Genomic DNA, 12,274 nt, shown 5'->3' with positions numbered 1-12,274 from the left:
GGCTAGCCGCCCGGCGTCTCAATCTCCCAACGCTGCCGGTCCGCGTCGGCGGCCGTGCAATCGGCGAGCCCCAACGAACGGGCGACATGGCGCGACGGCAGTCGGCGACCGCCCGGGGTCAACTCGGACGGTTCCGGCCCGACCGTCAGGCACAGGCGGTCCTGCGCCGCCGACACCAGACGTTTATCCGTGTATTTCCACCGTTGCCCCGGCGAACCGTCACAGTTCGCAAGCGCCACCTGTGCACCCGCGCGCGTATCATTTGCCGCAACGCACATCCCGTATTCGGGCATATGAAGAATCCCGTTTTCAAACGGGGCAGCGGCGAATCGTTCATCCAGATTCCAGATATCCCGCTTGCAGGTGTGCACGGTGAGATTCCGCGTGACATCGACCCGATCCGCATGCCCCGGGATGTCGAGACACAGGCCATGCGGCTCGTCGAGCGGCGCATCGGCCAGGATGAATATCTCCCCGCTTCCCTTAGTGTCTTGCGCATGCGCGGGTGTGGCGACAAACGCGAACGCCAGAATAACCGCAGAAAAACCGGCAGTCCTAACCCAGAACAATGTGCCTCTCCGCCTCGATTTCAAAGGTGCCGCCCGGCCCGTCGCCCCGAACCACAAAGCGCACCCGGTACGCGCCCGGCGCCCAGTTGCCGCCTTTTCGGCGGGTTCCGGTGAACGCATAGAAACGCGCCCGGTCTTCGTCCAGAGTACGCCGGTTCTCGAAAATCCGCTGCCCGTTCGGGCCGGAGATGATCGTATCCACGGTCGTACCGGCGATGACGCCCAGCACGACGATATACCCGACGAGCGCGTCCGCACTGACCGACGCGGTGTCGGGATAGCCATCGAACATAACCCGCTCCCGGTCCGGCGGGCCGGTGGTGATCCCCGCCCGGTAGATCGAAGACGGCGCATATTCAGAGATTTCCGCGCGCACCGGCGGCTGCCACAAGGCCAGATCCGTCGTCCCCGTCGCATCGCATTGCGGCGGTGTGACTGGCCGCATCCCGTTGAAAGGATCGACCTGCTGGCCATCGCGTTCGACCTGGAAATGCAGATGCCGCAATTCCGATCGCCCGGAACTGCCGATCCAGCCCAGTATCTGCCCGGCCGTGACGCGCGCGCCCCGGCGAACGGTCACGCTGCCCCGCGCCAGATGGCAATACTGGCTTGTCCAGCCATTCCCATGATCGAGGCGAACACCGTTGCCGCACTGCGCCGCCATGCGGAAATCATCGCGCACCCGCATGACGCTATCATCCATACCGTCGCGCGCGCCCAGCACAACCCCGTCCGCCGCCGCAATCACCGTGACAGGGGCGTCGGGGTTAATCGGGGCGATGTCGGTGCCTTTGTGAGCATTGTAGGTCCGCAAGCCACACATATGATCGCGGTAGGCATCCGACGGGTCATGGTCCATATAGGCGAAGAACCAGCAATCGCGTCCGATCTCGCATCCCGCCGGAAACTCGAACTTCGGGTCGGCACTGGGTCGCGTCGTCTCCTGCGCGTGGACGTGCCGCTCGCTCGCAAACAAACCGAGCAACAAGCCGGCCGATAGGGCATACACAAGTGAAAGATGAGACGGCATTCGGCGGGGCCCGGATGGTTGCCGGTCGATTTTGCGCGGCGTCCAGCCGCCCGTAAACCACAAACAAGCTCATTGGACCCGGCGTGGACCGCCGTTTAACCTACCAACACCTTTTTCTTTGCTCCGGAGAACCTTCATGCCCGACCGTTTTGGCCCTCGCGGGGTCTTCGCGATTCTGATCCCGCAGCAGAATTCGACCCAGCAGCCCGAGTATGACGCCATGCGTGTCGATGGCGTTTCCCATCAGATCTACCGGTTCGAACTCGTGAGCCAGGCAGACGTCGCCGGCGCCGTGCTCGATTCCATTCCCGGCGCGCACGGTTGTTGGCCGGACCTGATCATCGGCGGCAATTCCCTGGAAATGCGCACATGGTCGATCGCCCGACAGGCGCGATATCGCGAGGAATTCGCGGAGCGCGCCGGAGATGTGCCCTTCATCACCGCAACGGACGCGATGGAAGCCGCACTGCGCAAGGTCAACGCCAGGCGATTTGCCATGTGGGTACCGCTCTACGAGGAAACCCTGCAAAGCGCCCGGGGCTACTACGAGGAAATCGGATTCGAGATTCCCTATTCAGGCTGTCTGGGTGTCGAGCATCCCGTGAATTCCATCAACATCGAGCTGTCGGATGTCGAGGCGGCCTTCGCGAAGCTCGATCATGACGACGTCGACACGCTGGTCCACATCGGCGCGTCCATCGGGATTGGCGACATGGTCGATCACATGGAGCAGAAATTCGGAAAACCGTTCCTGTCGGTCAATCAGGCGACCTACTGGTATGCGCTGCGCACCCATGGGATCACCGATCCCGTTCCGGGACACGGCAGCCTGATGCTCGAACCGTCGATAACCTGAAGCGGGTCCGAACCTAGCCGAACATCGTGTTGGGCAGGATCAGCGCGATCTCGGGAAACAATACGAGAATCGCCACACCGAGCAGCATTGCGAACCAGAAGGGCCAAATTCCCCGGAAGATGGTGTTCAGCGGGACCCCGTCGGCGATGCCCTTCACCACGAATACATTCACGCCGACCGGCGGCGAGATCAGCCCCATCTCCAGCGCGATGACCATCATCACGCCGAACCAGATCATGTCGACCCCGAGCGGCTCGATGATCGGTTGAATCAGCGGAACGGTCAGCACCAGGATCGCGAAGCCCTCGAGAAAAGTGCCGAGCACGATGAACATGATCAGGAATGCGATCACGATCTCCATGCCCGTGAACCCCTGCTCGCCGACCCAGGTCGAGAGCGCGAAGGTGATGCCCGTGAAACCGACGAAGGTCTTGAACACGAACGCGCCGAACAGGATCATGAACAATGTGCCCGACGCACGCAGTGTCGAGTTGAAGACATCTTTCATGTTCGGCCAGGTCACGGCCCGGCGAATGACCGTGACCACGAAGGCGAGAGCCGCGCCGATGCCCGCGGCCTCGATCGCGGAAAAGACGCCGGTGTAAATGCCGCCGATGGTCATCACCACAATCCCGATGATCCAGCCCGCACCGGCTAGCGCGCGCAGCCGCGCCCCGATGGGCACGGCTTCGGCGGCCTGGGGCGCCTTGCCGGGATCGCGTTTCACGACGATCCAGATCGCGATGACGAACAATATTGTCAGCATCAGCCCCGGAAAGACCCCGGCGAGAAACAGGCGCCCGATGCTTTCCTCGGTCAGGATGGCGTAGATCACGAAGCCGGCGGACGGCGGAATGAGGATGCCGAGGGTTCCCCCCGCAGCGATTGCCCCGGTCGCCAGGCCATTGTCGTAATTGTAGCGCTGCATTTCGGGCAGCGAGACACGGCCCATGGTCAGCGCCGCCGCGAGCGATGACCCCGACAGGGCGGAGAACCCTGCGCAACCGACGACCGTCGCGGATGCAAGTCCACCCTTCATGTGGCCGAGCCAGGCGTTCGCGGCGCGATAGAGATCCCGGCTCATGCCGGACACCCCGGCCAGGTTCCCCATCAGGACAAACAGCGGGATGATGATGAGCGGAAAGTTCGCGGCCTCGGCGAATATCTCGCCGGCCAGGGTCGGGACGGCGGCCACCGGGCGGATCAGATAGATCCCGACCGTGCCGATCAGCATCATGGTCAGCCCGACCGGCATGCGAATGAACAACAGAATAAAGAGCGCGACAAACCCCAGTATCGCGACGGTTTCGCTCTCCATCAGTCCGCAGTCTCGTTCGGGTCTTCCCCGTGCCAGTGCGCAAAGCCAACCAGCAGCATGACCAGCAAATGCAGCGCATAGAAACACAGCGCCACACCGAGGAAATAGTAAAACCAGGTATGCTCGATGCTCAGGTTTTCAGTGATGCAGGCTTCCTCGAAACCGCAGGCCTTGGTCCAGAGGGCAAATGCCGCCAGCCCCGTGATACCCAGCGCCAGGATACGCATCACGGCATCCGTATAGCGGGTCGCCGAACGGCCGAAGAACTTGGTGATGATATCGACCGACACGTGCGAGTTGTTCCGCGCACCGTAGGCGACCGCACAACCGGCGAAGACGGCGAGCACCATGACCGAGACGTCATCGATGCCGAATATCGGATCGTTGAGCGCATAGCGCCAGAACACGGCCACAAGGATATTGACCATCAGCAAGCAGACACCGATGGCCCCTACAATGGCGAACAACCCGGCCACCCGGCCGAGTTGTTCGTCGGCCCATCGGAGCGCCTTGTGCTGCGGCTCGGGCACCTATCAGCTGCCCGAACCCGTCATCTTCGCAATCATCTGACCGATCGTGCTGTCACCCACCGGCTTGGAAGCCAGCTTGGCCATGACGTCATCGACCCGGGCCTGGAACTTCGCCTTCTCGGCATCCGACAATTCAATCAACTCATTGCCGTTCGCCTTGGCGGCCCCGATCCCGCGCGCCGATGCGGCGTCATACGCCTTGCCCGCGCCGAGCGAAAGCTCCGCGCTCGCGGCCGCGTCGACCCAGCCTTTTTCCTCGGCCGAAAGCTTGTTGTAGACGTCCTTATTCATCAGCAGGACGAAGGCCGAGCCCGACCCCGGAAACCAAGTCGTTACATAATTCGCCGGTTCGAACAGCTTGAAGGCGCCGATAGCCGAAGGATCGATCATGATCCCGTCGATCACGCCATTCGCCAGATTCTGGTTGATCACCGTCACCGGTTGGGCGACGGCGCTGGCGCCGAGAGCCTCGACGATCGGCACATCCGATTTGGACGTAACGCGGATTTTCATGCCCTTGAGGTCTTCGAGGGTGCGAACGGCCTTGTCCCTGGTGATCAGCACCGGTGGTGCATTCGCCCAGATAGCGATGACCTTGGCGTTGTATTCCTGCTCAAGTTCGCCACGCACACGCTGCATGGCCTCGGTGCAGGAAAGGGCGGAATCACAGACACCCGGAAGCCCCATCACGTTCGTCTTGGGAAACACATCGGCCGTATAGCCGGGCAATGTGAAGATGACATCGGCCACCCCCGAAAGCAGGATCGAGTACTGCTTCGGCGGCACCTTGTTCAGCGCGCCGCCTGGAAACTGCTTGATGGTCAGTTTGCCGCCCGACAGCTCGGCGAGCTTCTCACCGAACGGCGTCATGACACCGGCATTCATCGGGTGTTTCGGGCCCATGAAATAGGCCAGCGAAAGTTCATCGGCAGAGGCCGTAGTGCTTACGAATGCACCGGCCGCGGCAATGCCCGCCGCAAGGGCGACTGCTTTGAACGTTTTCATGAATTCCTCCCAGTTATGGCACCGTCGACATCGCGCCGACGGTGCAATATTACAACAACCAACCGACCAGTTGACCCTACCAATTATTGATGTAGCGAACTCGTGAGCGGTTCAGGCGAAAGGGGTCAGCTGCTTTTGCCGGTCATTTTGTCCATCATCTGGCCGACGGTGCTGTCGCCGACCTTTTGCTTCCGGATTTCGCCCATCACACCATCGATCCGCGCCTGGAAACGTGCTTTCTCGGCGTCGGAAAGCTCGATCAGCTCATTGCCGGCGTCCTGGGCGATTTTCAAGCCCCGGCCCGAGACCCGGTGATAGGCCTGCCCCGCGCCCAGCGAAAGCGCACTGCTGGCTGCCGCATCTACCCAGCCCTTTTCCTCATCTGTCAGGCCGTTATAGACATCCTTGTTCATCAACAACACGAAGGCCGCCCCGGAGCCGGGGAACCATGTCGTCACATAGTTTGCGGGCTCATGAAGCTTGAAGGACCCGATGGCTGAAGGATCGGTAATGATGCCGTCGATGACACCGTTGGCGAGGTTCTGGTTCACAACGGTGATCGGCTGCGCAATCGCCTGGGCACCGAGGGCTTCGACGACAGGAACACTCGCCTTGGCGACGACACGTAGCTTCAACCCCTGAAGGTCCTCAAGAGTCCGCACCGGTTTGTCCCTCGTGATCAGGACTGGCGGCGCATTGGACCACATGGCGATGACCTTGGCGTTGTATTCCCCCTCCAGCTCGCTGCGCACACGCTGCAGTGCCTCGGTACATGTGATCGCCGAATCACACACACCCGGCATGCTGACGACGTTGGTCTTCGGAAACACATCAGAGGTAAAGCCCGGCAGCGCGAAGACGACATCCGCGACACCCGACAGAAGGATCGAATACTGTTTCGGCGGCACCTTGTTCAGCGCACCACCGGGAAACTGCTTGATGGTGAGCTTGCCGCCCGAAAGTTCGGCGAGTTTGTCACCGAAGGGCGTCATGACACCCGCATTCATCGGGTGCTTGGGGCCCATGAAATAGGCCAGCGAAAGTTCGTCGGCGGAAGCCGTCGAGGTCGCGAAGGCGCCTGCCGCGGCAAGTCCTGCGGCAATGGCAACTGCTTTGAATTTGTACATCATTTCCTCCCGGTTCATGTCGCGGCCTGGCTCTGACGGCCACGGTTGCACGACTTGTCTTGTTGTTGACTGGTACCTTCATTCACCACAGCACCAATGCGCAAGGCCAAATCCGCACACGCAGGTTCACGCCGGGACGGCTTTTACCTGTCCTCGGGGACCTTCACCGTGTCGACCGATGCCAATAAGACCGGCGATCAGGCATCTTTGCGCAACGGCTTGTAGCTGGCGTCGATATAGTCGGTCATATGCTGGATGAATGTCTTCGGCTCGAACCGGGGCGGGTTGTCATCCGAAACACAGGTGTCGAGCGGGTCTGCGACGGCGTCGTCCGCCGGATTGTAGTGAAAAGTCAGCGCATAGCGGTCGCGCGTCGGGATGATGACCCGGTGCGGGATGGCGCGAAACACGCCGTTCGACCAGCGGTTCAGAAATTCACCGGTGTTCACGACGATCGCGCCGGGCACAATCGGTGCCTCGACCCAGCCGCCCGACGGGCGCTCGACCTCCAGCGCCGGGACAGCCGACATCGGCAATAACGCCATGAAATTATGGTCCGTGTGCGCGCCGATCGAATGCTGGCCTTCTTCGGCGGCGGCGGCCGGGTAGTGCGAATTCCGGTTGTAGTAGTGGGCATCCTCGAAGAACGGATCGAAATAGCCGGCCGGTTTGCCCAGCGCGAGCGCGTAGATCGGCAGCAGGTTCCGACCGAGCTTCTCCATCGCCGCATGATAGGCGAGCATCGTCTCGCGAAACCCCGGCAGGCCATCCGGCCACTGGTTGCGTCCGCTGAACCGGACCCCCGCCATGACCTTGGGGTCCTCCGCCGCGCGTTCGCGCATGAAACCCAGCCCCTCATTCGTGTCGGGCTTCTTGTTCGAGTCGGTGAGCGCCGTTTTCATCACGCTGGCATGGGGCGGGACGTATCCGATCTGGTGCTCGTTCACTCGCAGCTGGAGCTTCTCTTCCATCGATAGATCGAAGAATTTCTCAAGCTGAGCAAAACTCGAATCGATCAGGGACTGATCCACACCGTGATTTTCGATGTAGTAGAAACCGAGACGCCGCTGGATGTAGCGCACATCGGCGGCGGCCTGTTCCAGCGCACCCGCCTCTCCGGCCAACACGGGCCCGATATCGAGGAGCGAAACGCCCTCACGGTCTACGACCGATGTGATTTCGGAGGACGGTTTGGGAAGCGCCGCATCGATTTCGGTCATGTCATTCCTTTCCAACTGGCTTGATCTGGCGAATTCGGCTGCCCGAACCGGCACACCGCACAGGGCGTGCCGGCCCGGAATTCTTGCTGTGGGCCTGACAAACTGCTCGCCCAGTCAAACATAATGCCTGGGCTTATCGTCTGGCCTATTCGCGATCCCAATCGCGCGCGATCGGCTGATTCGCGGCGCGCAGGGAACCCATATAGGCCTTCAGAACCTCAGTCCCGGGGAGGCCCTGGCCATCGGCCCGTTCGGCCCAGGTCTTCGCCAGATTGGGAAGTGCGGCGGCCCATTTCTTGCGGTCTTCCTCGGACACTACCGTCACCTCGGTACCGTACTGGGTCTTGCAAATCTCAAGCCCCGCCTTGTTACCCTCAATCACGAGATCCATTATTTTCTCGCGCCAGGCGACGGCCCCTTTCGCCATGGCGTTCCGGACCTCGCTCGGCATGCTGTCCCAAGCGTCCTGATTCACCGTCAGGCTGTAGCCATTCACCGCGCCCATGCCGGCATCCAGGATGTAGGGAGCCGGCTCGCAAAGCTTGAACTTGGCTGCGGCATCCGCGTAGATGATCACGCCCTCGAACAGGCTGGTTTCCAATCCCAGGTAGAAATTCGGCAGCGCTCCGGGGACACCGGTCGCGCCGACTGACGTCACCCAGGGAAGGTTCACGCCCGCAGCGCCGATCTTCATGCCCTGCAGATCGGAAGACTGGGTGATCTTGCGTGACGTGAACAGAATATAGTTGTCGAGAACACTGGCGGGGCTGAGGCTGACCTGGTTGAACTTCGCCCATCCCTCGGCAAACTCGGGGAACGTCTTCTCGAGATTGACATACGCGTCCGCGACGACAGCCATATCCTTGGTCGAGAACGGCGTGACGAAGGGAAAGTTGTAGAGCGGGAGCTTGTCAGGCGTGAAAACGGTGCCCACGAGGCCAACTTCCCCGAGTCCCGCCGAAACGGCCTCCAGTTCCTCTCGCGGCTTGGAAACGGTACCGCTAAACGCCTCGTTCCAATCGATATCGTAGTTTCCCGTCTTTGCGAGCTCGGCCTTGACCGTTGGCTTGAAGGCCTCCAGGAAGCCCGCAACCCAGGAGAGACCGGTCGGATAACCCGAAAGAACGGTAAGTCTGAGCGTTTCGGCCGCCTGGACAGGGCTGCTGGCGGCCGCCGCGGTCAGGATCGCGATTCCGGCAACTGTCGCCAGGAGTTTGGATCGTATGGGTCTGTTGTTCATGCGTATTCTCCCCATTGACGTGTTGTTGAAGGCGGTGTCGTTCAGAATTTCAGTGTCGTTTCGATGTAGTCCCATTGTGAAAACCAGCGCTGCCATTCGCTTCGTGGCGGCTGGGGCACCTGCACCTCGAGCCAGCGCACGGGCTGGCCCGCCTTGGGAAAGAAGCCATGGCGGCTGCCGACGCCGGTCCAGGCATAGTCCCCGGCCTCGAGGCTGTAGCGTCGGCCGTCCATCTCGCATTCGACCGCACCTTCGAGGATGAAATACGCTTCCTCGAACGGGTGATCATGGTGGTTGCACATGCCGCCATCGGGAAAGTTGATGATGAACATGAAAAAATGCGTGGCCCCGAAATTGCCGTCCATCAGCATGCGCATCGAAAAACCGTAGAGATTGTCCGGGACCATCTCACTGGGCGGCGGCAACTGGCTGTTTGCATATTTCCCGATGCCGGTCGTACGGATATCGGCCAGGTCAGGCGCCGGCGCGTCTGTCGGCCACTCCGTCGGCCCGGAAAACCAGGTGTCGCGCCAGGTATCGGGGAGCTTCGGTTGGGGTGATTCCACCATGACCCAACGGGCCGCCGAATCGGTTGGGCTATGAAACGCGTGGGTGGTCCCGGTGGGAACCAACGCGTGATGCCCTTCTCCAAGACGATGCACCTGCCCGCCAATCATCAGGTCGAGCGTCCCCGACATCACAAACACACCCTTCTCGTAGGCGTGGAACATGGTGTCGCTTCTGGCGCCCGGGGCGAGTTCGAGAACGCCGAAATTTGTATGAACGGAGCCGGTCCTGCGGGTCACGAACGGCGCGTAGGTCAATCCCGGCGCCCGCGCGCCATAGATCGGATGGGGCAGCAAGTCACCGTCCGTGAAACGTCCGACATGGTGGAGTGCCGAGAGCGGGTCGGCGGCTTCATCGGGTCGGCGATCGGGATGCTGACTCATGATGCGCGTTCAGGCATCGGCCGGGGTCCAGCCATGTTTGTCCAGGCCATGATCCAGCGCGAATTGCATCGGCTTGTCTTCCAGCGTGACGTCCAGATTGTCGTTGAACCTGTTCATGAACCCGAAGAACGAGACCACCGTCACCATCTCGACAATCTGATTGTCGCTCCAATGCTTGCGGAGTTCCGCAAAATGCGCATCCGTGGCACCGGACGGTGTCATGGAGGCCACCTGCGCAAACGCCAGCGCGGCCCGCTCGCCTTCGCTGAACAGATCCGAGCGTTCATAGTCCCAGATCGCATCGACCTTCTCCATCGGCACACCAAAATCATAACCGTTGCTCAAGGTGTGGGCCGTGCAGTAGCGGCACCCCGCCGACAGGCTGGCCAGATGGGCGATCATCCATTTGAGCGGCAGGCCAATGGTGCCGTCTTCACACATGATGACGATGGCCAGGCGGCCGACATGACGGAGCACATCGGGGCAACGCGCCATGATCATGTTCGCGGTCGGCTTGAAACCCATCGCCTTTTCGACCGGCTCGAAAAACTCTGCGAACTCCGAGAGTTCTTCTTCGGGTAATGGTTCGATTCGCGACATGGCAGCTCATCCGTGGTGATTTCGCGAGACGGTTGCTCGACCGGCGAATTTTCATGCGGTCGCTGCAAACCGGCAAGCCGACAACGGTCATTTTTCCACTAAATGAAAAAACTATCTAGGCTTCGCTCGCCCTGTACTCGGCAATCATGCGCGCCACGACCTTCGTGCGGGCCAACGCCCGTTTCCGCCAGTTCGACGTGAAGGTGCCGGTCGGGCACACCACCCAGACCGCGAGATACGCGTCGCCGGCGATATTGATAATGGGCACGGCGATACCCGACATACCGGAGACGAGTTCCTCGTTCTCCACGGCATGTCCAGTGGCCAGCACTTCCGCCAGATCCTCGGCCAGTCGGGTGATGGACGTTACGGTGTTGGCGGTATGACGCGGCAATGTCTGGTGGACATACTGCGCGTCGAGATTGCCCGCGACCTGGTAGGCCAGCAGCACCTTTCCGATGGCACAGGCATGCGCGTCGACATAGGAATCGACGGCGTTCAAGGTACGGTTGCCGACTTTGGCGCCATCCAGACGATCGAGTATCTGAACCCGAATACCATCCCGGGCACCGATAAAGACGTCCGCTTCGAGATCTGCAGCAAGCCGGGCGAGCAAGGGTTTGGCGCGTGCGCTGGTGATCTGCATCGCCGGCCCCGTCGCGCCGATGCGGAACACTTCAAATCCGAGCGTGTAGCGGCGTGTCGACGAATTCTTGAATACAAACCGGCGCCCGACCAATACTTCCAGCAAGCGATATGTCGTACCGACGCTGAGTCCGACGCCTCTTGCGATATCCGTGATGCGCATCGGCTGCCGGTGAACATCCAGATATTCGAGGATGTCGAGCGCACGATCGACCGACCTGTTGGCATACTTCTGAGACATGGGCGTCTTCTGATCTCACGGACTTTTGCGGGCCTAAATCAGATTATACGCACCGGCAAGCCCGCAACCATATGGCGGGCCGAATGTTGGTTAAGCGGTATGACCATGGACGGGTCGCATCACAAATTGCATGGCCCCACGCGCTGTCGATCTGGCCCCGTACCGGTTCCCACGCTAGGGTTCAAACGAACGCAAACACGAAGGAATTCAGAGATGGCCGAGATCTTGGTGCCGTACGAGTATGACGGTCGGCAGTTCGAGGGCGCGGTGGTGTGGGACGATAGCGTCAACGACCCGCGCCCCATGATCTTCATGCAGCCCGACTGGTTCGGTGTGTGCCGGCATACTCTCGATATGGCCGCGGAAGCGGCGGGCAAGAACTACGTGATGCTGGTCGCCGATATGTACGGCGTGGGGTATGGCGAACGGGACAAGGACTTCGACGAACTCCTGGCCAGCGCCCAGGGCGCGCGCCGCGACCTGCCGCTCGTCCGTGACGGCGGTACGTCGGCGCTGAAGGCGCTGCTCGCGGTCGCGCGTGAACAGGCGCCTGTCGCCGATGGCCCGCTCGGCGCGATCGGTTTTTGCATGGGTGGCGGGATCGTCCTCGAACAAGCCCGTGCCGGGGCGGATTTCGCGGGCACGGTGATCTTCCATGTGACGCTGCCCAATCCGGTCGACGAATCTGCCACACCCGACTTCAGGGGCCGTGTGCTCGCGATCCACGGCCGCGCCGACCCGGTGACGCCGAAGGACATGATGGATGCCCTCGAAACCGAACTCACAACCGCTGAAGTGGATTGGCAGACCATGACCTTCGGCAACGCGACCCATGCGTTTTGCGTGCGCGGTGAGAGCAATCCCCCAATGACCCGGTTCGATGAAGAACTGTGCGGAAAATCCTATCGGATGATGCACGAATTCTTCGCGGAAACGCTCTAGC

General features: G+C 61.1%; 13 protein-coding genes. 2 read left to right on the top strand and 11 right to left on the bottom strand.

Annotation, left to right across the window (positions count from 1 at the left end; all coding sequences use genetic code 11):
- Positions 1–2: 2 nt before the first annotated feature.
- Together ABJ363_00145 and ABJ363_00140 are read right to left on the bottom strand one after the other, a co-directional pair.
- Positions 3–569, bottom strand: a complete 567-nt coding sequence (locus ABJ363_00145) for a ricin-type beta-trefoil lectin domain protein (protein ID MEP4377379.1) — start codon at positions 567–569, stop codon at positions 3–5.
- Complete coding sequence (locus ABJ363_00140; protein MEP4377378.1) at positions 556–1,599, bottom strand: M23 family metallopeptidase; 1,044 nt, start codon at positions 1,597–1,599, stop codon at positions 556–558. The genes ABJ363_00145 and ABJ363_00140 overlap by 14 nt, the downstream gene beginning before the upstream one ends.
- A 136-nt stretch (positions 1,600–1,735) precedes the next feature.
- Between ABJ363_00140 and ABJ363_00135 the strand changes: the two genes are divergently transcribed.
- Positions 1,736–2,455 carry a hypothetical protein gene (locus ABJ363_00135; GenBank protein MEP4377377.1) on the top strand — a complete coding sequence of 240 codons (720 nt, stop codon included), beginning with the start codon at positions 1,736–1,738 and terminating at the stop codon, positions 2,453–2,455.
- A gap of 13 nt (positions 2,456–2,468) precedes the next feature.
- Here ABJ363_00135 and ABJ363_00130 read toward each other — a convergent pair whose 3' ends face one another.
- The 9 genes from ABJ363_00130 to ABJ363_00090 form a co-directional block, all read right to left on the bottom strand.
- Positions 2,469–3,773: a TRAP transporter large permease gene (locus ABJ363_00130; protein ID MEP4377376.1), complete on the bottom strand. Its 1,305-nt coding sequence runs from the start codon at positions 3,771–3,773 to the stop codon at positions 2,469–2,471.
- Positions 3,773–4,303 (bottom strand): TRAP transporter small permease, encoded by a 531-nt coding sequence (locus ABJ363_00125; protein MEP4377375.1) that lies wholly within the window; start codon positions 4,301–4,303, stop codon positions 3,773–3,775. Before ABJ363_00125 ends, ABJ363_00130 begins: the two co-directional genes overlap by 1 nt.
- A gap of 3 nt (positions 4,304–4,306) precedes the next feature.
- The gene (locus ABJ363_00120) at positions 4,307–5,308 is read right to left on the bottom strand and encodes a TRAP transporter substrate-binding protein (protein MEP4377374.1); all 1,002 of its coding nucleotides are present in this window, start codon (positions 5,306–5,308) and stop codon (positions 4,307–4,309) included.
- 125 nt (positions 5,309–5,433) lie between these two features.
- Positions 5,434–6,435 carry a TRAP transporter substrate-binding protein gene (locus ABJ363_00115; GenBank protein ID MEP4377373.1) on the bottom strand — a complete coding sequence of 334 codons (1,002 nt, stop codon included), beginning with the start codon at positions 6,433–6,435 and terminating at the stop codon, positions 5,434–5,436.
- Positions 6,436–6,632: 197 nt separating this feature from the next.
- Positions 6,633–7,655, bottom strand: coding sequence for a 2-oxoglutarate and iron-dependent oxygenase domain-containing protein (locus ABJ363_00110; GenBank protein ID MEP4377372.1), 1,023 nt, complete (start codon positions 7,653–7,655; stop codon positions 6,633–6,635).
- A 145-nt stretch (positions 7,656–7,800) separates the two neighbouring features.
- Entirely contained in the window at positions 7,801–8,895 is a 1,095-nt protein-coding gene (locus ABJ363_00105) for a C4-dicarboxylate TRAP transporter substrate-binding protein (protein MEP4377371.1), read from the bottom strand.
- 41 nt (positions 8,896–8,936) lie between these two features.
- On the bottom strand, positions 8,937–9,845 hold the full coding sequence (locus ABJ363_00100; GenBank protein ID MEP4377370.1) for a cupin domain-containing protein: 909 nt from the start codon (positions 9,843–9,845) through the stop codon (positions 8,937–8,939).
- A 9-nt stretch (positions 9,846–9,854) separates the two neighbouring features.
- A complete protein-coding gene (locus tag ABJ363_00095) occupies positions 9,855–10,445 on the bottom strand; it encodes a carboxymuconolactone decarboxylase family protein (protein ID MEP4377369.1) in 591 nt (196 codons plus the stop codon).
- A gap of 115 nt (positions 10,446–10,560) precedes the next feature.
- Positions 10,561–11,331: an IclR family transcriptional regulator gene (locus ABJ363_00090; GenBank protein ID MEP4377368.1), complete on the bottom strand. Its 771-nt coding sequence runs from the start codon at positions 11,329–11,331 to the stop codon at positions 10,561–10,563.
- 213 nt (positions 11,332–11,544) lie between these two features.
- On the opposite strand from ABJ363_00090, the gene ABJ363_00085 reads away from it, so the two are divergent.
- Positions 11,545–12,273 (top strand): dienelactone hydrolase family protein, encoded by a 729-nt coding sequence (locus ABJ363_00085; GenBank protein MEP4377367.1) that lies wholly within the window; start codon positions 11,545–11,547, stop codon positions 12,271–12,273.
- Position 12,274 lies beyond the last annotated feature (1 nt).

The organism is Alphaproteobacteria bacterium, from assembly GCA_039980135.1.
GTDB lineage: Bacteria > Pseudomonadota > Alphaproteobacteria > UBA6615 > UBA6615 > UBA8079.
The sequence above is the reverse complement of the archived record's forward strand: the minus strand, read 5'-3'. Positions and strand labels throughout refer to the sequence as shown.

Coding starts and splice junctions, on each gene's coding strand:
- ABJ363_00100 (MEP4377370.1), bottom strand. CDS start 9,845: ATGAGTCAGCATCCCGATCGCCGACCCGATGAAGCCGCCGACCCGCTC.
- ABJ363_00135 (MEP4377377.1), top strand. CDS start 1,736: ATGCCCGACCGTTTTGGCCCTCGCGGGGTCTTCGCGATTCTGATCCCG.
- ABJ363_00115 (MEP4377373.1), bottom strand. CDS start 6,435: ATGTACAAATTCAAAGCAGTTGCCATTGCCGCAGGACTTGCCGCGGCA.
- ABJ363_00110 (MEP4377372.1), bottom strand. CDS start 7,655: ATGACCGAAATCGATGCGGCGCTTCCCAAACCGTCCTCCGAAATCACA.
- ABJ363_00095 (MEP4377369.1), bottom strand. CDS start 10,445: ATGTCGCGAATCGAACCATTACCCGAAGAAGAACTCTCGGAGTTCGCA.
- ABJ363_00090 (MEP4377368.1), bottom strand. CDS start 11,331: ATGTCTCAGAAGTATGCCAACAGGTCGGTCGATCGTGCGCTCGACATC.
- ABJ363_00140 (MEP4377378.1), bottom strand. CDS start 1,599: ATGCCGTCTCATCTTTCACTTGTGTATGCCCTATCGGCCGGCTTGTTG.
- ABJ363_00120 (MEP4377374.1), bottom strand. CDS start 5,308: ATGAAAACGTTCAAAGCAGTCGCCCTTGCGGCGGGCATTGCCGCGGCC.
- ABJ363_00130 (MEP4377376.1), bottom strand. CDS start 3,773: ATGGAGAGCGAAACCGTCGCGATACTGGGGTTTGTCGCGCTCTTTATT.
- ABJ363_00085 (MEP4377367.1), top strand. CDS start 11,545: ATGGCCGAGATCTTGGTGCCGTACGAGTATGACGGTCGGCAGTTCGAG.
- ABJ363_00105 (MEP4377371.1), bottom strand. CDS start 8,895: ATGAACAACAGACCCATACGATCCAAACTCCTGGCGACAGTTGCCGGA.